This window comes from Burkholderia sp. AU19243, from assembly GCF_018148075.1.
Lineage (GTDB): Bacteria > Pseudomonadota > Gammaproteobacteria > Burkholderiales > Burkholderiaceae > Burkholderia > Burkholderia latens_A.
The window spans coordinates 44,719-68,661 of record NZ_JAGSTV010000010.1 but is presented as its reverse complement, the minus strand read 5'-3'; the positions used below and the strand labels follow the sequence as shown (position 1 = coordinate 68,661).

General features: G+C 67.5%; 19 protein-coding genes. 8 read left to right on the top strand and 11 right to left on the bottom strand.

Annotation, left to right across the window (positions count from 1 at the left end):
- Window positions 1-3: 3 nt before the first annotated feature.
- The 4 genes from secD to queA all read right to left on the bottom strand — a co-directional run bounded on the left by secD (window position 4) and on the right by queA (window position 5,148).
- Window positions 4-2,034: a protein translocase subunit SecD gene (gene secD / locus KDW55_RS19340; RefSeq protein ID WP_059547816.1), complete on the bottom strand. Its 2,031-nt coding sequence runs from the start codon at window positions 2,032-2,034 to the stop codon at window positions 4-6.
- Between the two features lie 106 nt (window positions 2,035-2,140).
- Entirely contained in the window at window positions 2,141-2,464 is a 324-nt protein-coding gene (gene yajC, locus KDW55_RS19335) for a preprotein translocase subunit YajC (RefSeq protein WP_006401647.1), read from the bottom strand.
- A gap of 231 nt (window positions 2,465-2,695) precedes the next feature.
- Window positions 2,696-3,895 carry a tRNA guanosine(34) transglycosylase Tgt gene (tgt, locus tag KDW55_RS19330; protein ID WP_059547814.1) on the bottom strand — a complete coding sequence of 400 codons (1,200 nt, stop codon included), beginning with the start codon at window positions 3,893-3,895 and terminating at the stop codon, window positions 2,696-2,698.
- Window positions 3,896-4,071: 176 nt separating this feature from the next.
- Window positions 4,072-5,148, bottom strand: coding sequence for a tRNA preQ1(34) S-adenosylmethionine ribosyltransferase-isomerase QueA (queA, locus tag KDW55_RS19325; protein ID WP_209824937.1), 1,077 nt, complete (start codon window positions 5,146-5,148; stop codon window positions 4,072-4,074).
- Between the two features lie 167 nt (window positions 5,149-5,315).
- On the opposite strand from queA, the gene recG reads away from it, so the two are divergent.
- The 6 genes from recG (at window position 5,316) to ubiA (ending at window position 13,476) form a co-directional block, all read left to right on the top strand.
- Complete coding sequence (recG, locus tag KDW55_RS19320; RefSeq protein WP_212160914.1) at window positions 5,316-7,664, top strand: ATP-dependent DNA helicase RecG; 2,349 nt, start codon at window positions 5,316-5,318, stop codon at window positions 7,662-7,664.
- 135 nt (window positions 7,665-7,799) lie between these two features.
- Window positions 7,800-8,759 (top strand): LysR substrate-binding domain-containing protein, encoded by a 960-nt coding sequence (locus KDW55_RS19315; protein ID WP_040143452.1) that lies wholly within the window; start codon window positions 7,800-7,802, stop codon window positions 8,757-8,759.
- A 542-nt stretch (window positions 8,760-9,301) separates the two neighbouring features.
- Window positions 9,302-11,488: a catalase/peroxidase HPI gene (gene katG, locus KDW55_RS19310; RefSeq protein WP_040143453.1), complete on the top strand. Its 2,187-nt coding sequence runs from the start codon at window positions 9,302-9,304 to the stop codon at window positions 11,486-11,488.
- A 101-nt stretch (window positions 11,489-11,589) separates the two neighbouring features.
- The gene (locus KDW55_RS19305) at window positions 11,590-11,739 is read left to right on the top strand and encodes a hypothetical protein (RefSeq protein ID WP_167432634.1); all 150 of its coding nucleotides are present in this window, start codon (window positions 11,590-11,592) and stop codon (window positions 11,737-11,739) included.
- A gap of 119 nt (window positions 11,740-11,858) precedes the next feature.
- A complete protein-coding gene (dpsA, locus tag KDW55_RS19300) occupies window positions 11,859-12,347 on the top strand; it encodes a non-specific DNA-binding protein DpsA (RefSeq protein WP_040143454.1) in 489 nt (162 codons plus the stop codon).
- Between the two features lie 256 nt (window positions 12,348-12,603).
- Window positions 12,604-13,476 (top strand): 4-hydroxybenzoate octaprenyltransferase, encoded by an 873-nt coding sequence (gene ubiA / locus KDW55_RS19295; RefSeq protein WP_040143455.1) that lies wholly within the window; start codon window positions 12,604-12,606, stop codon window positions 13,474-13,476.
- A 99-nt stretch (window positions 13,477-13,575) separates the two neighbouring features.
- On the opposite strand, the gene proC is transcribed toward ubiA, so the two are convergent.
- The 6 genes from proC to KDW55_RS19265 form a co-directional block, all read right to left on the bottom strand.
- Window positions 13,576-14,388, bottom strand: coding sequence for a pyrroline-5-carboxylate reductase (gene proC, locus KDW55_RS19290; protein WP_069240984.1), 813 nt, complete (start codon window positions 14,386-14,388; stop codon window positions 13,576-13,578).
- Window positions 14,389-14,439: 51 nt separating this feature from the next.
- Window positions 14,440-15,138: a YggS family pyridoxal phosphate-dependent enzyme gene (locus KDW55_RS19285; protein WP_212160915.1), complete on the bottom strand. Its 699-nt coding sequence runs from the start codon at window positions 15,136-15,138 to the stop codon at window positions 14,440-14,442.
- 129 nt (window positions 15,139-15,267) lie between these two features.
- On the bottom strand, window positions 15,268-16,494 hold the full coding sequence (gene glcF / locus KDW55_RS19280; RefSeq protein WP_059547805.1) for a glycolate oxidase subunit GlcF: 1,227 nt from the start codon (window positions 16,492-16,494) through the stop codon (window positions 15,268-15,270).
- A gap of 7 nt (window positions 16,495-16,501) precedes the next feature.
- The gene (gene glcE, locus KDW55_RS19275) at window positions 16,502-17,590 is read right to left on the bottom strand and encodes a glycolate oxidase subunit GlcE (protein ID WP_069240985.1); all 1,089 of its coding nucleotides are present in this window, start codon (window positions 17,588-17,590) and stop codon (window positions 16,502-16,504) included.
- Window positions 17,591-17,740: 150 nt separating this feature from the next.
- Entirely contained in the window at window positions 17,741-19,234 is a 1,494-nt protein-coding gene (locus tag KDW55_RS19270; protein ID WP_040143460.1) for an FAD-linked oxidase C-terminal domain-containing protein, read from the bottom strand.
- 38 nt (window positions 19,235-19,272) lie between these two features.
- Window positions 19,273-20,682 (bottom strand): FAD-linked oxidase C-terminal domain-containing protein, encoded by a 1,410-nt coding sequence (locus tag KDW55_RS19265; protein ID WP_040143461.1) that lies wholly within the window; start codon window positions 20,680-20,682, stop codon window positions 19,273-19,275.
- 141 nt (window positions 20,683-20,823) lie between these two features.
- On the opposite strand from KDW55_RS19265, the gene KDW55_RS19260 reads away from it, so the two are divergent.
- Both KDW55_RS19260 and hmpA read left to right on the top strand, forming a co-directional pair.
- Window positions 20,824-21,375, top strand: a complete 552-nt coding sequence (locus KDW55_RS19260; protein ID WP_212160917.1) for a cob(I)yrinic acid a,c-diamide adenosyltransferase — start codon at window positions 20,824-20,826, stop codon at window positions 21,373-21,375.
- A 96-nt stretch (window positions 21,376-21,471) separates the two neighbouring features.
- Complete coding sequence (gene hmpA / locus KDW55_RS19255; protein ID WP_212160918.1) at window positions 21,472-22,680, top strand: NO-inducible flavohemoprotein; 1,209 nt, start codon at window positions 21,472-21,474, stop codon at window positions 22,678-22,680.
- 157 nt (window positions 22,681-22,837) lie between these two features.
- Here the strand turns inward: hmpA and aroG are convergent, their stop codons facing one another.
- Window positions 22,838-23,911: a 3-deoxy-7-phosphoheptulonate synthase AroG gene (gene aroG, locus KDW55_RS19250; protein WP_059547795.1), complete on the bottom strand. Its 1,074-nt coding sequence runs from the start codon at window positions 23,909-23,911 to the stop codon at window positions 22,838-22,840.
- Between the last annotated feature and the right edge of the window lie 32 nt (window positions 23,912-23,943).

The following is a 23,943-nucleotide window of genomic DNA, read 5'->3' as shown; positions in this document are numbered from 1 at the left end:
GCCTTATTGGGTCGAGCCCGGTTTCTTCGGCGACACGCGTTGCTGCGCGCGGTTGCGCAGTTGCGGCTTGCCCGCGCGCGGCGCGTTGCTCTTCGCCGGGGCCGCGAGCTTCGCGGCGCGCGCGGTGTCGGTCGATTCGTCTGCCGCGTCGAACGCCGCACCGGCGGCGCCGGCCGTCGCGCCTTCCGGCTTCCACACCTGGCCGATCGCGAGCGACTTCAGCTTCTTGCGGCCGCCGTACCAGAGGTTGACGATCCCGCGCGAGAAGAACACCGCGGAGAACATCGACGTCAGGATGCCGAGGCAGTGCACGATCGCGAATGCGCGAACCGGGCCCGAGCCGAACGCGAGCAGGGCGAGACCCGCGATCAGCGTCGTGACGTTCGAGTCGAGAATCGTCGCCCATGCGTGCGCGTAGCCGGCCTGGATCGCGAGCTGCGGCGGCTGGCCCGCGCGCAATTCTTCACGCACGCGCTCGTTGATCAGCACGTTCGAGTCGATCGCCATGCCGAGTGCGAGCGCGATTGCCGCGATACCGGGCAGCGTCAGCGTCGCCTGCATCAGCGACAGCACCGCGACGAGCAGCAGCAGGTTCACCGACAGCCCAATCACCGAGATCACGCCGAACAGCATGTAGTACGCGATCATGAACACGGCGATCGCGCAGAAACCCCAGATCACCGAATGCACGCCCATCTTGATGTTGTCCGCGCCGAGGCTCGGGCCGATCGTGCGCTCCTCGATGATGTCCATCGGCGCGGCGAGCGAGCCGGCGCGCAGCAGCAGTGCGAGATCGGCCGCGGCCTGCGGCGTCGGCTGGCCCGTGATCTGGAAGCGGTCGCCGAGTTCGGACTGGATCGTCGCGACCGTCAGCACTTCGCCCTTGCCCTTCTCGAACAGCACCATCGCCATCGGCTTGCCGATGTTGTCGCGCGACACGGTGCGGACCGAGCGGCCGCCCGCCGAGTCGAGCCGGATGTTGACCGACGGACGCTGGTGTTCGTCGAAGCCGGCGGATGCATCGATGATGCGATCGCCGGTGAAGATCACGTCCTTCTTCAGCAGCACGGGGACCTGGTTGCCCTGTGTGAACAGTTCCTCGCCTGGCGGCACGGGGTCGTTCGGGTTCGGGTGCGTGTTGATCGGATCGGCGAGGCGCGCCTCGAGCGTCGCGGTGCGGCCAATGATGTCTTTCGCCTTCGCGGTGTCCTGCACGCCCGGCAGTTCGACGACGATGCGGTCGCTGCCTTGCTGCTGCAGGATCGGCTCGGACACGCCGAGCTCGTTTACGCGGTTGTGCAGGGTTGTCAGGTTCTGCTTGAGCGCTGCGTCCTCGACGGCCTTCTGCACCGCCGGCGTGAACGTGCCGACGACCTGCGTGCCGCCGCCGCCGGGCTGGGTCGCCCATTGCAGTTCGGTGATCGACGCTGCGAGCACCTTGCGGGCGTCTTCGGCCGTCTGCGCATCGCTGAAGTTGACGACCACGGACTGGTCGACGCGGCTCACGCCGCCGTCGCGGATGTTCTTGTCGCGCAGCAGCGAGCGCGCGTCGGACGCGTCGGAGTCGAGCTTCTTCGTGAGCGCGCCCGTCATGTCGACCTGGAGCAGGAAGTGCACACCGCCGCGCAGGTCGAGGCCGAGATACATCGGCAGTGCGTGCAGCGCGGTCAGCCAGCGCGGCGACGCGCTCTGCAGGTTCAGTGCGACAACATACTGCGGATCGTTCGGGTCGGTGTTCAGCGACTTCTGCAGCAGGTCCTTGACGCGCAGCTGCGTATCGGTGTCCTTCAGGCGCACGCGGATGTTCGCGTTGGTCGCCGTGTTCTCGAACGTGACGTCGTCCGGCTTGATCTGCGCGGACGCGAGCGCGGATTCGACCTGGGTCAGCGTGGTCGAATCGAGCTTGACCGTGGCCTTGCCGCTCGACACCTGCACCGCCGGCGCTTCGCCGAAGAAGTTGGGCAATGTGTACAGAAGGCCGATGGCGAGCGCCACGACCATCACGACATATTTCCAGATTGGATAACGATTCATGAGGGGGCCGAACGGGTGGTTGGCGTGAAAGCGTCGCGTCCGGCGCCGCGACGGCCCGCTCTCTCAGGCGGGCACGGCGCGGGGAGCCGGACGCTCGGTGAAAGCCTTACAGCGACTTGATCGTGCCCTTCGGCAGAATGGTCGTGACGGCAGCCTTCTGCACGGTGATTTCGGTGCCTTCGGCGATCTCGACGCCGATGTAGCCTTCGCTGACCTTCGTCACCTTGCCGACGAGGCCGCCGCTCGTGACGACTTCGTCGCCCTTCGCCATGGCCGCGAGCATGTTGCGGTGTTCCTTCTGGCGCTTCATCTGCGGACGGATCATGATGAAGTACAGCACCGCGAACATCAGGATGAGCGGCAGGAAGCTCATCAGGCTCGATTCGGCGCCACCGGCACCTTGCGCGAAGGCATTGGAAATGAACGGCACGTTGGTCTCTCCGTAGGGGAAGATCGAAAAATAAGCCGGTTATTCTACCACCGGCCCCATGCGCAAACCGCGCAGCAAATGCGCTTTCGGATCAAGCTGTTAAAGCGCGAACCGGCACGGTCGCAACGCATCTGGAAAGGCAATTGTAATGTTCGGCGGTCCCGACCGGTATCGGGGCGGCCGAATTTAGTACTCGTCTTATGTGACGGGCGGAGGCGTGGCAGCCGCCCGTCAGTCGACGCCTCTCGCCCGATCCTCCGCGAAGCGCTGACGGAATGCGTCGAACGTATGAGTCTCGATGGCCTCCCGGATCTCGCTCATCAGCTGCAGGTAGTAATGCAGGTTGTGGATCGTATTCAACTGCGCGCCGAGGATCTCGCCGACGCGGTGCAGGTGATGCAGATAGCCGCGCGAGAAGTTCTGGCACGTGTAGCACGTGCAGCTCGCGTCGAGCGGCTTCAGCGAATTCTTGTGCGTCGCGTTGCGGATCTTCACGTCGCCGAAGCGCGTGAACAGCCAGCCGTTGCGCGCGTTGCGGGTCGGCATCACGCAGTCGAACATGTCGACGCCGTTCGCGACGCCCTCGACGAGATCCTCCGGCGTGCCGACACCCATCAGGTAGTGCGGCTTGTCGGCCGGCAGCTTCGGGCCGACGTGCCGCAGCACGCGCATCATGTCTTCCTTCGGCTCGCCGACCGACAGCCCGCCGATCGCGAGGCCATGGAAGCCGAGCTCGGACAGGCCCGCGAGCGACTCGTCGCGCAAGTCTTCGAACATCCCGCCCTGCACGATCCCGAACAGCGCGTTCGGGTTGCCGAGCCGATCGAACTCGTCGAGCGAGCGCTTCGCCCAGCGCAGCGACATGCGCATCGAGTCGGCCGCTTCCTTGTGCGTCGTCGGTACGCCGTTGGTCGCATACGGCGTGCATTCGTCGAACTGCATCACGATGTCCGAATTCAGCACCTTCTGGATCTGCATCGACACTTCCGGCGACAGGAACAGCTTGTCGCCGTTGATCGGCGACGCGAACGTGACGCCGTCCTCGGTGATCTTGCGCAGGTCGCCGAGCGAGAACACCTGGAAGCCGCCCGAGTCGGTCAGGATCGGCTTGTTCCAGCCCATGAAGCCGTGCAGGCCGCCGTGCGCGTCGATCGTGTCGAGGCCTGGGCGCAGCCACAGGTGGAACGTGTTGCCGAGGATGATCTGGGCCTTGATCTCGTGCAGCTCGCGCGGCTGGATCGCCTTCACGGTGCCGTACGTGCCGACCGGCATGAAGATCGGCGTTTCGACCACGCCGTGGTTGAGCTTCACGCGGCCGCGGCGCGCATGGCCGTCGGTCGTCAGCAGTTCGAATTCGAGCCCGTTCGCGGGGCGTTCCTGCGCGGGGGCGTGCGTATCAGCGTGCGTATCGTGGGATGAGCCTTCGGTCATCGCGTCATTCTCCTTGCCACCGGAAAACAGTCCGGCGCATGTTGGAAACGCCGCCGGGCAACCGGCGGCGGGGGGAAAGCGGGTGTGCGCGCGTAGCGCGCGCAACGCAAAAAAGCGCGGCGACCGTGCGACGTGCCGGCCGCCGTGCGCAATCAGGCGGATGCCGTGAGCCGCGCTTACGCGCGCGGCGCTTCCGGCGCCTCCGGCGTGTCGCGTCGCGTGAGCAGCATCGCGTCGCCATAGCTGAAGAAGCGGTAGCGTGCTTCGATCGCATGCCTGTACGCGGCGCGGATCGTCTCGACGCCCGCGAACGCGGACACCAGCATCAGCAGCGTCGACTTCGGCAGATGGAAGTTCGTGACGAGCCGGTCGACGACGCGGAAACGATAGCCTGGCGTGATGAAGATGTCGGTTTCGGCCTGCGTCGCCGCGAGCGGGCGGCCGGCTTCGTCGGCGTCGCGCGCCGCGGCTTCGAGCGCGCGCATCGACGTCGTGCCGACCGCGATCACGCTGCCGCCGCGCGCGCGGGTCGCGGCAATCTTGTCGACGAGCGTCTGCGGCAGGTCGTACCACTCGCTGTGCATCTTGTGCTCGGCGATGTTCTCGACGCGCACCGGCTGGAACGTGCCGGCGCCGACGTGCAGCGTCAGCGTCGCGCGCTCGACGCCGATCGCGTCGAGCTTGTCGAGCAGCGGCTGGTCGAAATGGAGGCCGGCGGTTGGCGCCGCGACCGCACCCGGGTTGCTCGCATAGACGGTCTGGTAGCGCGTCTCGTCGTTCGCGTCGGCGTCGTGCTCGATATACGGCGGCAACGGCAGGCGTCCGTACTGCTCGATCAGGTCGAGGCACGGCGCGGGAAAGTGCAGCGTGAAGAACGGCTCCACGCGCTCGCCGACCGTCACGTCGAACGCGTCGGCGAGGCGCAGCGTCGTGCCGGCGCCCGGCGACTTGCTCGCACGGATTTGCGCGAGCGCCGTGTGCGTGCCGGTCACGCGCTCGATCAGCACCTCGATCTTGCCGCCGCTGGCCTTCTGGCCGAAGAACCGCGCCTTCAGCACCTTGGTATCGTTGAACACGAGCAGGTCGCCCGGCGCGATGCACGACAGCAGTTCGGTGAAGCGGCGGTCGACGAGGCGGGCGGGTTCGACGGTGGCGTCGACCTCGAGCAGGCGGCTCGCGGTGCGGTCGGGCAGCGCGGTTTGCGCGATCAGCTCGGGGGGCAGATTGAAATCGAAATCGGAAAGCGTGAACATGCGGGCTGGTTCGAAACGGCCGGCGGGCGCCGCCGACAAGGCGGAAACGCGTAATCGGCGCGCGCGAGCCGCTATGATGGCGGGATGCGCGGCCTGGCCGGCGCCGTTCGTTCGGACGACGTGAAAGCCGCTATTGTACTTGCCTTGCGAAGCATCCAGACGATCCAATGCCCGTGTCGCCCCGCCGTTCCGCCGCCGCCGTTGCCGATTCCGCCGATCCGTTCGACGCGAACGATGCTGCGCCGCCCGCCGAAAGCGCGGGCGAGGGCGCCGCGCCGCACCGCACGGCATCGCGTCGCGCGGGGCCGAAACGCGGCGCCGACGGGCGGCTCGCGCAGCCGGCCGCGGCCGCGCCCGGCGTCGAACCCGCAACGGACGGCAACGAAGCGGCGGAATCGGGGGCATCCGGCGCGAAGGGCACGAAGGGCAAGAAGAAGCCGGCCGCGGACAAGCCCGTGAAAACCGCCGACAAGCTCGCGAAGCTCGGCCTCACGCGCTCGATCGATCTCGTGCTGCATCTGCCGATGCGCTACGAGGACGAAACCACGCTCACGCCGATCGGCGAACTGCTGCCGGGCGGCATCGCGCAGACCGAAGGCGTCGTGTTCGACAACGAGGTGGCCTACCGGCCGCGCCGCCAGCTCGTCGTGAAGATCCGCGACGACGACGGCGACCAGCTGGTGCTGCGCTTTCTCAATTTCTACGGCTCGCAGGTCAAGCAGATGGCCGTCGGTCAGCGGCTGCGCGTGCGTGGCGACGTGCGCGGCGGCTTCTTCGGGATGGAGATGGTGCATCCGGCCGTGCGCGTGGTCGAAGCCGATGCGCCGCTGCCGCAGGTGCTCACGCCCGTCTATCCGAGCACGGCGGGCGTGTCGCAGGCGTATCTGCGCAAGGCGATCGAGAACGCGGTCGAGCGCACGCCGCTCCCCGAGCTGCTGCCGCCCGAAATCGAACGCGACTACCTGAGGCCGCTCGGCGTGCCGACGCTCGCGCAGGCGGTGCGGATCCTGCACCATCCGGGCGTCGACTCCGACGAAGCCGCGCTGATGGACGGCTCGCACCCCGCGTGGACGCGCATCAAGTTCGAGGAACTGCTCGCGCAGCAGCTGTCGCTGAAGCGCGCGCATGAGGAGCGCCGCACGCGCGCGGCCCCCGCGATGCCGCGTCGTAGCGCGGCCGACGCCGACGCGCTGACCACGCGCCTGTACGCGGCGCTGCCGTTCACGCTGACGGGCGCGCAGGCGCGCGTGGTCGACGAGATCGCGCACGATCTCACGCTCCCGCACCCGATGCAGCGACTGCTGCAGGGCGACGTCGGCAGCGGCAAAACGGTCGTCGCGGCGCTGGCCGCGACGCAGGCGATCGACGCCGGCTATCAGGCCGCGCTGATGGCGCCGACCGAAATCCTGGCGGAACAACACGCACGCAAGCTGCGCGCGTGGCTCGAACCGCTCGGCGTGTCGGTCGCGTGGCTCGCCGGCAGCCTGAAGGCGAAGGAGAAGCGCGCGGCGGTCGAGGCGGCGGCGCTCGGCACCGCGCAGCTCGTGATCGGCACGCATGCGATCATCCAGGACACGGTCGAATTCGCGCGGCTCGGCCTCGTGATCGTCGACGAGCAGCACCGCTTCGGCGTCGAGCAGCGTCTCGCGCTGCGCGCGAAAGCCGCGAACGCGGCCAATGGCGCGCGCGACTTCCAGCCGCACCAGCTGATGATGTCGGCTACGCCGATTCCGCGCACGCTGGCGATGACGTATTACGCGGATCTCGAGGTGTCGACGATCGACGAGCTGCCGCCGGGCCGCACGCCGGTGCTCACGCGCGTCGTCGGCGACGCGCGGCGCGAGGAGGTGATCGCCCGTGTGCGCGAAGCCGCGCTGACCGGCCGCCAGGTGTACTGGGTGTGTCCGCTGATCGAGGAGAGCGAGACGCTGCAATTGCAGACGGCTGTCGAAACCTACGAGACGCTGGCCGCGGCGCTGCCCGAGCTGAAGGTCGGGCTCGTGCACGGGCGGCTGTCGCCGGCCGAAAAGGCGGCCGTGATGGACGCGTTCACGCGCAACGAAGTGCAGCTGCTCGTCGCGACGACCGTGATCGAGGTCGGTGTCGACGTGCCGAACGCGTCGCTGATGGTGATCGAGCATGCGGAACGCTTCGGCCTCGCGCAGCTGCACCAGCTGCGCGGGCGCGTCGGGCGCGGCACCGCGGCGTCGGTGTGCGTGCTGCTGTACAGCGGGCCGCTGTCCGTTGCCGGCCGCGAGCGGCTGAAGACGATGCGCGAAACCACCGACGGCTTCGAGATCGCGCGGCGCGACCTCGAGATCCGCGGCCCCGGCGAATTCCTGGGCGCGCGCCAGTCGGGCGCGGCGATGCTGCGCTTCGCGAACCTCGAGACCGACGGGTGGCTGATCGACCCGGCCCGCGACGCGGCGGCGCGCCTGATCGCCGCTTATCCTGACGTGGTCACGCAGCATCTGGCGCGCTGGCTCGGCGCGCGCGAGCAGTATCTGAAAGCGTGATCGTGCATTCGGGGCCGGATTTAAAACAGCGTGGCGCGCATATTGGGCGTGCCGCGATGCAGAGAAACTTGGCGAACCGGTGCCAACGGGTGTATAAATTAAACCTATCGCCTGTATATCTCTGATTGACCCACAATGACCCTGACTGAACTGAAATACATCGTCGCGGTGGCGCGCGAGCGGCATTTCGGCCGCGCGGCCGAAGCATGCTTCGTGAGCCAGCCGACGTTGTCGGTGGCGATCAAGAAGCTGGAAGACGAGCTCAACGTGCAGATTTTCGAGCGCGGCGCGAGCGAAGTGAGCGTGACGCCGATCGGCGACCAGATCGTCACGCAGGCGCAGCGTGTGCTCGAGCAGACGTTCGCGATCAAGGAGATTGCGAAGCAGGGCAAGGACCCGCTCGTCGGCCCGTTCCGTCTCGGCGTGATCTACACGATCGGCCCCTACCTGCTGCCGACGCTCGTCAAGCAGATGATCCAGCGCGTGCCGCAGATGCCGCTGATGCTGCAGGAGAACTACACGCTGAAGCTGCTCGAGCTGCTGAAGCAGGGCGAGATCGACGCCGCGATCATGGCGCTCCCGTTCCCCGAAACCGGCCTGATGGTGCGGCCGCTGTACGACGAGCCGTTCGTCGTCGCGCTGCCGGCTGGCCACCCGTGGGAGAAGCGCGACGAGATCGACGCCGAGGACCTGAAGCAGGAGACGATGCTGCTGCTCGGCAACGGCCACTGCTTCCGCGATCACGTGCTCGGCGTGTGCCCGGAACTGATGCGCTTCTCGCAGACGGCCGACGGCATCCAGAAGACCTTCGAAGGATCGTCGCTCGAAACGATTCGGCATATGGTCGCGAGCGGTGTCGGCATCACGGTGCTGCCGCGCATGTCGGTCGCCGAGGTCGGCCCGCGCGCCAACGGCCCGGACGCCGAGCTGCTGTCGTACGTGCCGTTTCACGAACCGGTGCCCGACCGCCGCGTCGTGCTGGTATGGCGCAAGAGCTTTACGCGGATGCCCGCCATCGACGCGATCAGCGAGGCGATCGCCGCGTGCGAGCTGCCCGGCGTCACGAAGCTCGACATGCCGACCACGATGAATTGAGCCGCGCGTGTCGCGTGCCGACGGTCCGAATCGACGGGGTCTCGCGACCCCGTTTATTTTTCTCTATCACATAGATGAAATTTATTAAATTCTAATATGCGATAGATGAATATACTATCTTTCGCATGGATCGGCGTCACCGCGAAGGGCCCGGTCTGCACGCTAAATGCAACGGTCAAAGGAGGATGTCATGATGCGGTCGGTATTGCAGCAAGCGCAACGGACCATCCCGTCGCGCGACGAGGTCGTTCGCCGTGCGAAGGCCGCGGTTCGCGGTCTTCAGCCGCTTGCGTTCGCGTACCTGGCGGATCGCGCGTATGGCGGATGAGCGCCGCCGCGCGCCGGGCCGGAGGTCCGGCGCTTCGCGCGTTGTCCGGCCATGAGGTGGCGTTGCAGGTCCAAGGTCTGCAAGGCCGTAACCCAAGCCGCCCGTGGCACCCCGTAACACGACAGGATCAACCTGTTCCGTTTCATCCCCCCGCAATGCTCCACGAACCGCGCCCGGCAAGTGGGGGCCTACGAGCAAGAAAAGGAGAAAAAGCATGTCGACCGAAGCGAAATGTCCGTTCCACCACACGGCGGCCGGCGGCACGTCGAACAAGGACTGGTGGCCGAATCAGCTGGACCTCAACATCCTGCACCGCCACTCGGCGCTGTCCGATCCGATGGATCCGGATTTCGACTACGCGGAAGCGTTCAACAAGCTCGACCTCGCGGCGGTGAAGCGCGACCTGCACGCGTTGATGACCACGTCGCAGGACTGGTGGCCGGCCGATTTCGGCCATTACGGCGGCCTGTTCGTGCGGATGGCATGGCACAGCGCCGGCACGTACCGGATCGCCGACGGTCGCGGCGGCGCGGGCGGCGGGCAGCAGCGCTTCGCGCCGCTGAACAGCTGGCCCGACAACGGTAACCTCGACAAGGCGCGCCGGCTGCTGTGGCCGATCAAGCAAAAGTACGGCCGCAGCATTTCGTGGGCCGACCTGATGATCCTGACCGGCAACGTCGCGCTCGAATCGATGGGCTTCAAGACCTTCGGCTACGCGGGCGGCCGTGCCGACACGTGGGAGCCGGACGACGTCTACTGGGGCTCGGAAAAGATCTGGCTGGAATTGAGCGGCGGCCCGAACAGCCGCTATTCGGGCGACCGCGAGCTCGAGAATCCGCTCGCGGCCGTGCAGATGGGCCTGATCTATGTGAACCCTGAAGGTCCGGACGGCAACCCCGACCCGGTTGCGGCCGCGCGTGACATCCGCGAGACGTTCGCGCGGATGGCGATGAACGACGAAGAGACGGTCGCGCTGATCGCGGGCGGCCACACGTTCGGCAAGACGCACGGCGCGGGCCCTGCGTCGAGCGTCGGTCCGGAGCCGGAAGCAGCGGGCATCGAACAGCAAGGCCTCGGCTGGAAGAGCACGTACGCATCGGGCAAGGGCCGCGACGCGATCACGAGCGGCCTCGAAGTCACGTGGACGTCGACGCCGACGAAGTGGAGCAACGACTTCTTCAAGCACCTGTTCAGCTACGAGTGGGAGTTGACGAAGAGCCCGGCCGGCGCGCACCAGTGGGTCGCGAAGGATGCCGATGCGGTGATCCCGGATGCGTTCGATCCGTCGAAGAAGCACCGTCCGACGATGCTGACGACCGACCTGTCGCTGCGTTTCGATCCGGCCTACGAGAAGATCTCGCGCCGCTTCTACGAGAATCCCGCTGAATTCGCCGACGCGTTCGCGCGCGCATGGTTCAAGCTCACGCACCGCGACATGGGGCCGCGCGCTCGCTATCTCGGCCCGGAAGTGCCGGCTGAAGAACTGCTGTGGCAGGACCCGATTCCGGCCGTCGACCACCAGTTGATCGACGACGCGGATGTCGCTGCGCTGAAGGCGAAGATCCTTGCGACGGGACTGAGCGTGTCGCAGCTCGTGTCGACCGCATGGGCGTCCGCATCGACGTTCCGCGGTTCGGACAAGCGCGGCGGCGCGAACGGCGCGCGTATCCGCCTCGCACCGCAGAAGGACTGGGAAGTGAACCAGCCGGCCGCGCTCGCGGCAGTACTCGAGGCGCTCGAAGGCGTGCAAAAGGCGTTCAACGACGCGCAGACGGGCGGCAAGAAGGTATCGCTGGCCGACCTGATCGTGCTGGCCGGCGCGGCAGCCGTCGAGCAGGCCGCGAAGAACGCGGGTGTCGCGGTCACCGTGCCGTTCGCGCCGGGCCGGATGGATGCGTCGCAGGAGCAGACCGACGTCGACGCGATGGCCGTGCTCGAGCCGGTGGCCGACGGCTTCCGCAACTACCTGAAGGCCGCGTATAAGACGCCGGCCGAGGCGCTGCTGGTCGACAAGGCGCAGTTGCTGACGCTGACGGCGCCCGAGATGACCGTACTGGTCGGCGGCCTGCGTGTGCTCGGCGCGAACGTCGGCGGCTCGAAGCACGGGGTGTTCACCGATCGTCCGGGCACGCTGTCGAACGACTTCTTCGCGAACCTGCTCGACATGCGCACGGAGTGGAAGCCCGTGTCGGCCGCGAACGACGTGTTCGAAGGACGCGACCGCACGACGGGCGAGGTCAAGTGGACCGGCACGCGGGTCGACCTGATCTTCGGCTCGCACTCGCAACTGCGTGCGTTGGCCGAGGTGTACGGCAGCGCGGATGCGAACGAGAAGTTCGTGCGCGATTTCGTCGCGGCCTGGAACAAGGTGATGAACCTCGACCGCTTCGACCTCGCGTGAACGCCGTGACGCGATAACGGTCACGTAGCAACGAGAAACGGCCGGTCGCACGACCGGCCGTCTTTCTTCCGATTCAGAATGTTGTCGAAGGAGGCACGATCATGACGCAAATGATGCTGAACATCCGCGCTGCGCATACGCCCGCCGAGCTGGTACGCCGCATCGTCGGCTTTGCGATCGTCATCGGCGGCGCGGCAGAGCTGGTCGCGCAGGGGCTGCATGCGCTCGCCCCGCTCGTCGCGGGCGGTTGAGCGCACGGATTCGCTCGTCGCGCTAGACTTGCAAGTCGCGAACGGATGCCGCGTGAAACGGCATACGGATTGCTCGACGCATTTTCGCCGGTTCAACATTTCGAATGGGAGTCCCGAAGATGGCCAAGAAAGGCAACGCCACGCAGATCAACATCGGCATTAGCGACAAGGACCGCAAGAAGATCGCGGACGGCCTGTCGCGCCTGCTCGCCGATACGTTTTCGCTGTACCTGAAGACCCACAACTTCCACTGGAACGTCACGGGTCCGATGTTCAATACGCTGCACCTGATGTTCGAAGAGCAGTACAACGAACTGTGGCTCGCGGTCGACTCGGTCGCCGAGCGCATCCGCACGCTCGGCGTCGTCGCGCCGGGCACGTTCGCGGATTTCGCGAAGCTGTCGTCGGTGCCGGAGGCCAACGGCGTGCCGGCGGCCGAAGAAATGATCCGCCAGCTCGTCGAAGGGCACGAGACGGTCGTGCGCACCGCGCGCGAAATCTTCCCGATCGCCGATGCGGCGAGCGACGAGCCGACCGCCGACCTGCTGACGCAGCGCCTGCAGACGCACGAAAAGACCGCATGGATGCTGCGGTCGCTGCTCGCGTAAATCCGGTGCGGCCGGTCGCGCCGCGCGCGGCCGGCCATCGTCCGGCGCTCCGCCGTCGCGTGGGCCCTGGAGGCCGGAGCGGCCGCAGGCCGGCCGGCGTCGGGCTCGGCATCTGTCCCTTGATCGAAGCACACCGGCCGTCCGTCCGCCCGTGGCGGGCCTCGGCGGCCGCCGCGCGGGGCCGCGGCACGGCTCGACATGACGCGGACCGCTGCTCGGCTCTAAAATGCCGGGATTCTCTCCCCGGTGCTTTGCCATGCTTGCCCGCTTTCCCCTGTATCTGCGGCTCGTCCGGATGGACAAGCCGATCGGCAGCCTGCTGCTGTTGTGGCCGACGCTCAACGCGCTGTGGATCGCGTCCGACGGCCATCCGCGCTGGCCGCTACTCGTAATCTTCGTGCTGGGCACGCTGCTGATGCGCTCGGCCGGCTGCGCGATGAACGACTACGCCGACCGCGATTTCGACCGTCACGTGAAGCGCACGGCCGACCGGCCGCTGACGTCTGGGAAGATCCACGCATGGGAAGCGGTCGCGATCGCGGTGGTGCTGTCGTTCATCGCGTTCCTGCTGATCCTGCCGCTCAATACGCTGACGAAGGAGCTGTCGGTCGTCGCGCTGTTCGTCGCGGGCTCGTATCCGTTCATGAAGCGTTTCTTCGCGATTCCGCAGGCGTATCTCGGCATCGCCTTCGGCTTCGGCATTCCAATGGCATTCGCGGCCGTGCTGGACACGGTGCCGGTGCTCGCGTGGGTGATGCTGGTCGCGAACATCTTCTGGTCGGTTGCGTACGACACCGAATATGCGATGGTCGATCGCGACGACGACATCAAGATCGGCATTCGCACGTCCGCGCTGACGTTCGGCCGCTTCGACGTGGCGGCCGTCATGCTGTGCTACGCGATGACGCTCGGCATCTACGTATGGATCGGCGTGACGCTCGGCTTTGGCGTCGCGTACTGGGCAGGGTGGGCGACGGCGGCTGGCTGCGCGCTGTATCACTACACGCTGATCAAGGACCGCGAGCGGATGCCGTGCTTCGCGGCGTTCCGGCACAACAACTGGCTCGGCGGTGCACTGTTCGCGGGGATTGCGGCGCATTACCTGCTGGCGGGGGCCGCCGGCAGCTGAAGCCGCACGCGCCGCCGCCGGTGCGCGATGCAAAACAAAAAGCGGCCGAGGCCGCTTTTTTGTCGCCGGTGCGGGGCGGCACCGTAGTCTTCGGAGCGCTTACGCGCGGCCGAGTTCGTCGCCCATTTCCTTCGCCCGCGCTTCGGCCGCGAGCGCGCCGCGCACGATCGCTTCCTTCACGCCCTGCGCGTCGAACGACGCAAGCGCCGCGGCCGTCGTGCCGCCCTTCGACGTCACGCGCTCGCGCAGCACGCTTGCCGGTTCGCCGGATTGCGCGGCGAGCTGCGCGGCGCCCGCGAACGTCGCGACCGCGAGCGCGCGGCCTTGCTCGTCGTTCATCCCGAGGCGGCGCGCGGCTTCCTGCAGCGCTTCGATGAAATAGAACACGTATGCGGGGCCGCTGCCCGAAATTGCGGTGACCGCATCGAGCTGTGCCTCATCGTCGAACCAGACGATTTCACCGACCGCGCCGAGCACGTTCGATGCGAGTTCGCGGCCGGCCGCATCGACGCCCGGCAGCGCGGCGAGGCCCGTCACGCCCATCCCGACGAGCGCCGGCGTGTTCGGCATCGTGCGCACGACGCGCGCGTAGTCACCGAGCCAGCGTGCGAGGTCGGTGCCGCGGATGCCGGCCGCGATGCTGATCACGAGTTGCGATTTCAGATGCGGCGCAAGCGCCTGCGCGACGTCCTTCAGCACCTGCGGCTTCACCGCGAGCACGATTGCGTCGTAGTCGGCGAGCGTTGCGTCGACGGCCGCGCCGGTGCGAATGCCGAATTGTTGTGCGGCGCGCGCGCGGACGTCGTCGTTGACGTCGATCGCGTACAGGCCGTCAGCGGCGACCCCACGCTTGACGAGGCCGCCGATGAGGGCTGCGGCCATGTTGCCGCCGCCGATGAATGCGATTTTCATGATGTCCGATTGAGCAAGTGAGTGAACGGGAACGCGCCAGGCGGGTGGCGCTCAGTGCGAATAGTCGCGTGCGCCGAAGATCGCGGTGCCGACGCGCACGATCGTCGCGCCTTCGAGCACTGCGGCTTCCAGATCGGCGGACATGCCCATCGACAACGTGTCGAGCGGCAGTCCTTCGGCGCGCAATGCGTCGAACAGCGCACGCAGTGCGCGATGCGGCGCGCGCTGCGCGTCGAGACCGTCGGCCGGTTCGGGAATGGCCATCAGCCCGCGCAGGCGCAGCGGCGGCAGCTCGGCGACTGCGCGCGCGACCGCCGCCACGTCGGCCGGCGCGACGCCGCTCTTCGAGGCCTCGCCGCTGATGTTCACCTGCACGCACACATTCAGCGGCGGCAGGTGCGCGGGGCGTTGTTCCGACAGGCGCTGCGCGATCTTCAGCCGGTCGACCGAATGGACCCAGTCGAACCGCTCGGCGACCGCGCGCGTCTTGTTCGATTGCAGCGGCCCGATGAAATGCCATTCGAGCTCGGCACGCAGATCGGCGAGCGCATCGATCTTGTCGACCGACTCCTGCACGTAGTTTTCGCCGAATGCGCGTTGTCCGGCCGCATGCGCGGCGCGCACGTCGTCGGCGGGAAACGTCTTTGATACGGCGAGCAGCGAGACGGTGGCGGGGTCGCGGCCGGCCGCGCGGGCGGCGTCCGCGATGCGGCGGTGGACGGAGTCGAGACGGGTGACGAAATCGGACATGACGGGCACGGAAACAGGCACGGGAAGCGACTACGGCGGCGGAGGCTGTGGCAGACGCGGCACGGCGCGCCCCGCATCGCGATGCGCTCATTATACGGACGGAGCGCCGCGCGGGGCTGCTTGCCCGCATCAGCCGTACAGCAGATGCTCGACGAGCTGGACCCAGTGTGCGACCGGGGTTTGCGTGCCGCTCTGCAGATGCGCGATGCAGCCGACGTTGCCGGACACGATCATCTGCGGTTCGAGCGCGTGCAGCTTCAGCAGCTTCTGCTTGCGCAGCCGGTACGACAGCGACGGTTGCGTCAGCGAATAGGTGCCGGCCGACCCGCAGCACAGATGGCTGTCGGCCGGCAGTCGCACATCGATGCCGAGCGTCTCGAGCAGGCGCTCGACCTTGCCGCGCGACTGCTGGCCGTGCTGCAGCGTGCACGGCGGATGGTACGCGACGGTATGGATCGCACGCCGCCGCGCGAGCGTCGCGATCTCCGCCTCGAACGCGAGCAGCACGTCGGAGATGTCGCGCGTCAACGCGACGATGCGCTGCGCCTTTTCCGCATAGGCCGGGTCGTCGCGCAGCAGGTGCGCATATTCGAGCACCGTCGCGCCGCAACCCGACGCGTTCATCACGATCGCTTCGGCGCCTTGTTCGACGTGCGGCCACCATGCGTCGATGTTGCGGCGCGCATCGGCGAGCGCTTCGTCGTGATAGTTCAGATGCAGCCGGATCGCGCCGCAGCAGCCCGCATCGGGCGCTACGATCGTCTCGACGCCGAGCGCGTCCAGCACCCGCGCGGTCGCGATATTGATGTTCGGCAGCATCGACGGCTGCACGCAGCCGCCGAGCATCAGCATCTTGCGCGGATGCGTGCGCTGCGGCCATTCGAGCAGTCGCGTGCGCGGCGGCACCTTGTCGCGCAGCCGTTTTGGCAGCAGCGGCCGCACGTGCTGGCCGAGCCGCATCATCGGCGAGAACAGCGCCGCATTCGGCACGACGCTCGCGAGCACGCGGCGCATGAGCCGCTGCTGCGCGGGGCGTTCCACCTGCGCCTCGACGTGCTTGCGACCGATCTCGACGAGCCGGCCGTACTGGACGCCGGATGGGCAGGTCGTCTCGCAACTGCGGCACGTGAGGCAGCGATCGAGGTGCTGCTGCGTGCTGCGCGTGACGGGCGCGCCTTCGACCATCTGCTTGATCAGGTAGATGCGGCCGCGGGGGCCGTCGAGTTCGTCGCCGAGCAACTGGTAGGTCGGGCACGTCGCGGTGCAGAAGCCACAATGCACGCACTTGCGCAGGATCGCGTCGGCCTCGTCGCCGTCGGGCGTGTTGCGGATGAAATCGGCGAGGTTCGTTTGCATCCAGACCTCAGATATCGGGGTAAAGCCGGCCGCGATTGAAAATGCGCGCGGGATCGAACGCGCTCTTCAGCCCGCGGTGAATCTTCATCAGCGGCGCGGGCAGCGGCGTGAACACGCCGGCGCTGCGGTCGTACGTGTCGCCCGCGCGGAACAGCGTCGCATGGCCGCCGGCCTGCTTCGCGCTCATCCGTACCGTCTGCGCGTCGGCGTCCGTGATCCACCAGCGCTGCGCGCCGCCCCATTCCATCAGCTGCGTGCCGGGCAGGTGCATCGGTTCGGTGATCGACGGCAGCGACAGGCGCCACAGCGCGTAGCCGGGCGGGATGCCGTTGAAGAACGGGTCGGTGTGCTCGCGCAGGCCGGCCCAGAAACGCTCGGCCTCGACCGCATCGACGACTTCGCCGCCGAGCAGCGTCTTCGCCGATTTCACCGCGGCCTCGGCGCCCGACAGCCGCAGCACGAGCGTGCCGTTGCGCCACCCGCTCGCGCTGACGGGCAGCGGATGGCCGCCCCATTCGTTGAGCTTGCGCACCGCGTCCGTCGCGGTCATCTCGAACTTCAGCGTGACTTCGGCGACGGGCACCGGCAGCACCTTGATCGACAGGTCGAGCATCAGCCCGAGCGTGCCGAGCGCGCCGGCCATCAGCCGCGATACGTCGTAGCCCGCCACGTTCTTCACGACCTGGCCGCCGAAGCGCAGCACTTCGCCGCGCCCGTTCATCAGCGTGACGCCCAGCACGAAGTCGCGCGGCGCGCCGCACGTCGCGCGGCGCGGGCCCGCAAGGCCGGCCGCGATGCAGCCGCCGACGGTGGCGGCGCGTCCGAAGTGCGGCGGCTCGAACGGCAGCATCTGGCCGCATTCGGCGAGAACGGTTTCGAGCTGCGCGAGCGGCGTGCCCGCGCGGACCGTGACGACGAGTTCGGCCGGGTCGTACGACACGACGCCCTGAAACACGCGCGTGTCGAGTATTTCGCCGTCCAGCGCCTGCCCGTACCAGTCCTTCGTGCCGCCGCCGCGGATCCGCAGCGGCCGGCCGTCGGCACTGGCGGCGCGGATGCGCTCGGCCCATCCGGCGACGATGTCGTCCTCTTCCATGTTCTGTTGCTGCCTCGTTGTTGTCCGGTCGATTGTACCGGGGTGGCGCGATTGCACATCGCGACTATCCCTAAGCCTCGTATCGCAAGGCATGCACGCGCCGCCGCGTGCACGGCGCCGCGCGGCGGCGGTCCGCGCCTCCTGCGTCGTTCAGAAGCGCGGCAGCTCGGGGTGCGGCAGCAAGCCGCCGCGCACGTGCTGGCGGCCGTATTCGGCGCAGCGTGCGCGGGTCGGGATCCCCTTGTCCGGATTGAGGAGCCCGGCCGGATCGAACGCACGCTTGACCGCGAAGAACGCGTCGCGCTCCTGCGGCGAGAACTGCACGCACATCGAATTCAGTTTTTCGATTCCTACACCGTGCTCGCCCGTCACGCTGCCGCCGAATTCCACGCAGCATTCGAGGATTTCCGCGCCGAACTGCTCGGCGCGGTGCAGTTCGTCCGGATCGTTCGCGTTGTAGAGAATCAGCGGATGCATGTTGCCGTCGCCGGCATGGAACACGTTGATGCAGCGCAACCCGTAGCGCGTCTCGAGCTGCTCGATGCGCGCGAGCAGCGGACCGATCGCGCGGCGCGGCACGGTGCCGTCCATGCAGTAATAGTCGGCCGAAATGCGGCCGGCCGCCGGGAACGCGTTCTTGCGGCCGGACCAGAAGCGCAGGCGCTCGCTTTCGTTGCGCGACACCTGGATGCGCGTTGCGCCATGTTCGCGCAGCACGGCCGTCATCCGCACGATTTCCTCCGCGACCTCTTCCGGCGTGCCGTCCGATTCGCACAGCAGGATCGCCTTCGCGTCGAGGTCGTAGCCGGCGTGCGTGAACGCCTCGACGGCCTGCGTGGCCGGCTTGTCCATCATCTCGAGCCCGGCCGGGATGATGCCCGACGCGATGATCGCCGCGACCGCCTCGCCGCCTTTCACGACGTCGTCGAAGCTCGCCATCACGAGCTGCGCGGTTTGCGGTTTCGGGATCAGCTTCACCGTGACCTCGGTGACGATCGCGAACATTCCTTCGCTGCCGATCATCACCGCGAGCAGGTCGAGGCCCGGCGTATCGAGGCCGAGCGAGCCGAATTCGACGATCTCGCCGTCCATCGTGACCGCGCGCACGCGCATCACGTTGTGCACGGTCAACCCGTACTTCAGGCAGTGGACGCCGCCTGAATTCTCCGCGACGTTGCCGCCGATCGTGCACGCGATCTGCGACGAAGGATCGGGCGCGTAGTAGAGGCCGTAAGGCGCGGCAGCTTCCGAAATCGCGAGATTGCGCACGCCAGGCTGTACGGTCGCCGTGCGCGCGTACGGGTCGACCTCGACGATGCGCGTGAAGCGCGCGAGCGACAGCACGACGCCGTTCGCGATCGGCAGCGCGCCGCCGGACAGGCTCGTGCCTGCGCCGCGCGGCACGATCGGCACTTCCATGCGGCGGCAGATCTGCACGACCCGCTGCACCTGGGACTCGGTTTCGGGCAGCGCGACCGCGAGCGGCAGACGCCGGTACGCGGACAGGCCGTCGCATTCGTACGGTGCGGTGTCTTCGTCGCGGTACAACAGGCAGTGCGTCGGCAGCACGGCCATCAGCGCCTGCACGACTTCGCGCTGGCGCTGCGCGCGCGTCGCGCTCGACAGTTCGACGGAAGCGTTCATTCGGTCTCCTGCGTGCGGCGCGTTATCGCGCCGCCGGGTCAGCACGTGAAGATCTTGCCGGGATTCATCAGGTTGCGCGGGTCGAGCGCGAGCTTGATTGCGCGCATCGTGTCGATGGCGCTGTCGCCGTGCTCCTTCGGCAGGAAGCGCATCTTGTGCAGTCCGACGCCGTGTTCGCCGGTGCAGGTGCCGCCGAGACGCAGCGCGCGCTCGACGATCCGGTCGTTGATGCGTTCGGCTTCGGCGATTTCCTCGGGTTTGTCGGGGTCGATCAGGATCGCGACGTGGAAGTTGCCGTCGCCGACGTGGCCGACGATCGGGCAGGGCAGCGACGACGCGCGCAGATCGACTTCGGTTTCCTCGACGCACGCCGCGAGTTGCGAGATCGGCACGCATACGTCGGTCGTCACCGCGCGGCAGCCCGGTTTCAGCTGCAGCATCGCGAAATAAGCGTTGTGGCGCGCGGCCCAGAGCCGCGTGCGATCCTCGGGACGGGTCGCCCATTCGAAGCCCTGGCCGTTGTTCTGGCCCGCGAGCGCCTGCACGAGTTCGGCCTGCTCCTTCACGCCGGCTTCGGTGCCGTGGAATTCGAAGAACAGCGTCGGCGCTTCGGTGAGCGTCAGATTCGAGTGCCGGTTGATCGAACGCACGGCGAGCGAGTCGACGAATTCGACGCGCGCGATCGGCACGCCGATCTGGATCGTCTCGATCACGGTGCGCACCGCGTCGCCCATCGACGGGAACGTGCAGATCGCAGCCGACACGGCTTCGGGAAGCGGATGCAGGCGCAGCGTGATTTCGGTGATCACGCCGAGCGTGCCCTCGGAGCCGACGAACAGCCGCGTGAGGTCGTAGCCGGCCGACGACTTGCGAGCGCGCGAACCCGTTTTCACGACGCGGCCGTCGGCAAGCACGGCGGTCAGGCCAAGCACGTTCTCGCGCATCGTTCCGTAGCGCACCGCGTTGGTGCCGGATGCACGGGTCGCCGTCATCCCGCCGATGCTGGCGTCGGCGCCCGGATCGATCGGGAAAAACAGGCCGGTGTCGCGCAGCGCTTCGTTGAGCGCCTTGCGCGTGATGCCCGGTTCAACGGTAACGGTCAGGTCTTCCGCGTTGATCGACAGCACGCGGTTCATTTCGGACAGGTCGAGCGATACGCCGCCTCGCACCGCGAGCAGATGGCCTTCGAGCGACGAGCCGGCGCCGTACGGGATCAGCGGTACGCCGTAGAGCGCGCACAGTGTCACGACTTCGCGGACTTCGTCGGCACTGTGTGCGAACACGACGGCGTCGGGCAGTTGCGGATCGAACGGCGATTCGTCGCGCCCATGATGGGCGCGCACGGCGTCGGCGGTCGACACGCGCTCGCCGAAGGCGGCGCGCAGCGCATCGAGCATCGCGGGGGGCAGGGGGCGGCGTGTGGCGGCCGGCGTGTCGGGGTGATTCACGAATGTCTCCTGACGGCTGCTTGTCGAACTTTCGGCTCATTCTACGCTGCAACGCCTGCTGCGGCGCCCCGCGCGGGCTGCGATAATCGCGTTCGAACGCAACCGGGCCGCTTCGCGGCCGCGCACGACAGGGACATCCGCATGGGCAACCGCTTGAGCAAGATCGCCACGCGCACCGGCGACGACGGCACCACCGGCCTGGGCGACGGCCGGCGCATCGGCAAGGACGACGCACGTATCGCCGCGATCGGCGACGTCGACGAGCTGAACTCGAATCTCGGCGTGTTGCTCGCCGAGTCGTTGCCGGACGACGTGCGCACCGCGCTCGTCACGATCCAGCACGACCTGTTCGATCTCGGCGGCGAGCTGTGCATCCCCGGCCACGCCGTGCTCGACGACACGCACCTCGCGCGTCTCGACCGGTGGCTCGCCGACTACAACGCGACGTTGCCGCCGCTGAAGGAGTTCATCCTGCCGGCCGGCTCACGGGCGGCGTCGCTTGCGCACGTGTGCCGGACGGTGTGCCGCCGCGCGGAGCGCTCGATCGTCGCGCTCGGGCGCACCGACACGCTCAACGATGCACCGGGGCGCTACGTGAACCGGCTGTCGGACCTGCTGTTCGTGCTGGCGCGCGTGCTGAACCGTGCGGACGGCGGCGCGGACGTGCTGTGGGAGCGCGGGCGCGTTCGCTGATGCCCGGCGTTGCGTTTTCCGCGCTGCGACAATTTGTCCGGGGGGTTGCCGGTTTTTAAAGATGTATCGTATCCGCATGTTTAACGGAGAACGAACATGACCCACATCACCGCTGACCAGATGGCCCGTGTGAAGGCCACCGCCCCCGTCCTGGCCGAGCACGGCACGACGATCACGAAGCATTTCTATCAGCGGATGTTCGCGCGTCATCCGGAACTGAAGAACCTGTTCAACCAGACGCACCAGAAGACCGGCAGCCAGCCGGAAACGCTCGCGAAGGCCGTCTATGCGTACGCGGCGAACATCGACAATCTCGGCGCGCTGGGCGGCGCCGTATCGCGGATCGCGCACAAGCATGCGAGCCTCAACATCCGTCCGGAGCATTACCCGATCGTCGGCGAGAACCTGCTCGCGTCGATTGTCGAGGTGCTCGGCGATGCGGTCGACGCGGATACGCTCGAAGCATGGCGCGTCGCTTACGGCCAGCTCGCGCAGATCCTGATCGGCGCCGAGACCGATCTGTACGCGGGCGCCGCATGGAGCGGCTTCCGCCCGTTCAGGGTCGCCCGCAAGGTGCGCGAAAGCGACGAGATCACGTCGTTCTATCTGACGCCCGCCGACGGCGGCGAAGCACCGAAATTCGAGCCGGGCCAGTACATCTCGGTGAAGCGTTTCGTCGGCGATCTCGGCGTCGACCAGCCGCGCCAGTACAGCCTGTCCGATGCGCCGCACGGCAAGTGGCTGCGTATCTCGGTGAAGCGCGAAGCGGGCAACGCCGAAGCGATCCCGGCCGGCAAGGTGTCGACGCTGATGCACGACGGGGTGGAAGAGGGCGCGATCGTCGAGGCGACCGCGCCGATGGGCGACTTCTCGCTGAAGCGCGATGCCGATACGCCGGTCGTGCTGATTTCCGGCGGCGTCGGCATCACGCCGATGATGTCGATGGCGTCGACGCTGATCGCCGAAGGCAGCAAGCGTGAGGTTCGCTTCATCCACGCATGCCGGTCGGGCGCGGTGCACGCGTTCCGCGACTGGCTGAACGACGCAGCGCGCGAGCACGCGAACGTGAAGCGTACGGTGCTGTACGAGCTGGTCGGCCCGAACGACCGGGCCGGTGTCGATCACGATCTCGAAGGGCGCCTGACGCCGGAGCGCGTGAAGCAATACGCGCTGGTGCCGGATGCCGACTATTACATCTGCGGACCGATCGCGTTCATGAAGGCGCAACGCGACGCGCTCGTCGCCCTCGGCGTCGCGCCGGAGCGCGTGAACACCGAGATCTTCGGTTCGGGCGCGCTCGAGTGACGATCCGGCGGCCGGTTTCGGCCGACGCAAACACGCGGTGAGAGACGCCCGGCGCGAGCCGGGCGTTTCATTTGCGTGGCCGGGCGGCCGGCTTCGGGTGCGCACCCGCAGCGTTGCCGGGTAGCGCCGCACCCTCGGCTCGGCGCTTTGGCGTCATTCAGTTGCCGCTGCCGCGCGCGACGCGGCGCGCCTTCACGGCTTCCGCGAGGCCTTCGAGCACCTTCACGCTGTCGTCCCACGCGATGCACGCGTCGGTGATGCTCTGGCCGTAGGTCAGCGGGCAGCCTTCCTTCAGGTCCTGGCGCCCCTCGACGAGGTGCGACTCGATCATCACGCCGACGATGCGCTCGTCGCCGGCCGCGACCTGGCGGCCGATGTCCGCGCACACCGGAATCTGGTTTTCGTGCTTCTTCGAGCTGTTCGCGTGGCTCGCATCGATCATCAGGCGCGCGGCGAGGCCGGCCTTGCCGATGTCCGCGCACGCGGCGTTCACGCTGTCCGCGTCATAGTTCGGCGTCTTGCCGCCGCGCAGGATCACGTGGCAGTCCTCGTTGCCTGCAGTCGACACGATCGCCGAGTGGCCGCCCTTGGTCACCGACAGGAAATGGTGCGGCTGCGACGCGGCCTTGATCGCGTCGACCGCGATCTTCACGTTGCCGTCGGTGCCGTTCTTGAAGCCGACCGGGCACGACAGCCCCGACGCCAGTTCGCGATGCACCTGCGACTCGGTCGTGCGCGCGCCGATCGCGCCCCACGAGATCAGGTCGGCGATGTACTGCGGGCTGATCATGTCGAGGTATTCGGTCGCGGCCGGCAGCCCCATTTCGTTGATCTGCAGCAGCAGCTCGCGCGCGGTGCGCAGGCCTTCGTTGATCTTGAAGCTGTTGTCCAGATGCGGATCGTTGATGAGCCCCTTCCAGCCGACGGTGGTGCGCGGCTTCTCGAAGTACACGCGCATCACGACTTCCAGTTCCCCCTTGAAGCGCTCGCGCTCCTTCACGAGCCGGCCCGCGTATTCGATCGCCGCCTTCGTATCGTGGATCGAGCACGGCCCGATCACGACGATCAGCCGGTCGTCCATCCCGTGCAGGATCCGGTGCATTGCCTGGCGCGAGTTGTAGATCAGCTCGGACGCGGCCTCCGAACACGCGAATTCGCGAATCAGATGGGCGGGCGGCGTCAGTTCCTTGAGCTCGCGAATGCGGACGTCGTCGGTGTTGTGCGGGGGCATGCTGTTTCTCCTAATTTTCCGGGGCGCCGTTC

What these genes read in the sequence shown, in the direction of transcription:
- tgt (WP_059547814.1), bottom strand. Translation starts at nt 3,895, where the DNA reads ATGACCGAAGGCTCATCCCACGATACGCACGCTGATACGCACGCCCCC.
- KDW55_RS19270 (WP_040143460.1), bottom strand. Translation starts at nt 19,234, where the DNA reads ATGAACGCTTCCGTCGAACTGTCGAGCGCGACGCGCGCGCAGCGCCAG.
- proC (WP_069240984.1), bottom strand. Translation starts at nt 14,388, where the DNA reads ATGAAAATCGCATTCATCGGCGGCGGCAACATGGCCGCAGCCCTCATC.
- secD (WP_059547816.1), bottom strand. Translation starts at nt 2,034, where the DNA reads ATGAATCGTTATCCAATCTGGAAATATGTCGTGATGGTCGTGGCGCTC.
- KDW55_RS19285 (WP_212160915.1), bottom strand. Translation starts at nt 15,138, where the DNA reads ATGTCCGATTTCGTCACCCGTCTCGACTCCGTCCACCGCCGCATCGCG.
- glcF (WP_059547805.1), bottom strand. Translation starts at nt 16,494, where the DNA reads ATGCAAACGAACCTCGCCGATTTCATCCGCAACACGCCCGACGGCGAC.
- KDW55_RS19315 (WP_040143452.1), top strand. Translation starts at nt 7,800, where the DNA reads ATGACCCTGACTGAACTGAAATACATCGTCGCGGTGGCGCGCGAGCGG.
- aroG (WP_059547795.1), bottom strand. Translation starts at nt 23,911, where the DNA reads ATGCCCCCGCACAACACCGACGACGTCCGCATTCGCGAGCTCAAGGAA.
- KDW55_RS19260 (WP_212160917.1), top strand. Translation starts at nt 20,824, where the DNA reads ATGGGCAACCGCTTGAGCAAGATCGCCACGCGCACCGGCGACGACGGC.
- KDW55_RS19305 (WP_167432634.1), top strand. Translation starts at nt 11,590, where the DNA reads ATGACGCAAATGATGCTGAACATCCGCGCTGCGCATACGCCCGCCGAG.
- queA (WP_209824937.1), bottom strand. Translation starts at nt 5,148, where the DNA reads ATGTTCACGCTTTCCGATTTCGATTTCAATCTGCCCCCCGAGCTGATC.
- glcE (WP_069240985.1), bottom strand. Translation starts at nt 17,590, where the DNA reads ATGGAAGAGGACGACATCGTCGCCGGATGGGCCGAGCGCATCCGCGCC.
- dpsA (WP_040143454.1), top strand. Translation starts at nt 11,859, where the DNA reads ATGGCCAAGAAAGGCAACGCCACGCAGATCAACATCGGCATTAGCGAC.
- ubiA (WP_040143455.1), top strand. Translation starts at nt 12,604, where the DNA reads ATGCTTGCCCGCTTTCCCCTGTATCTGCGGCTCGTCCGGATGGACAAG.
- hmpA (WP_212160918.1), top strand. Translation starts at nt 21,472, where the DNA reads ATGACCCACATCACCGCTGACCAGATGGCCCGTGTGAAGGCCACCGCC.
- recG (WP_212160914.1), top strand. Translation starts at nt 5,316, where the DNA reads ATGCCCGTGTCGCCCCGCCGTTCCGCCGCCGCCGTTGCCGATTCCGCC.
- katG (WP_040143453.1), top strand. Translation starts at nt 9,302, where the DNA reads ATGTCGACCGAAGCGAAATGTCCGTTCCACCACACGGCGGCCGGCGGC.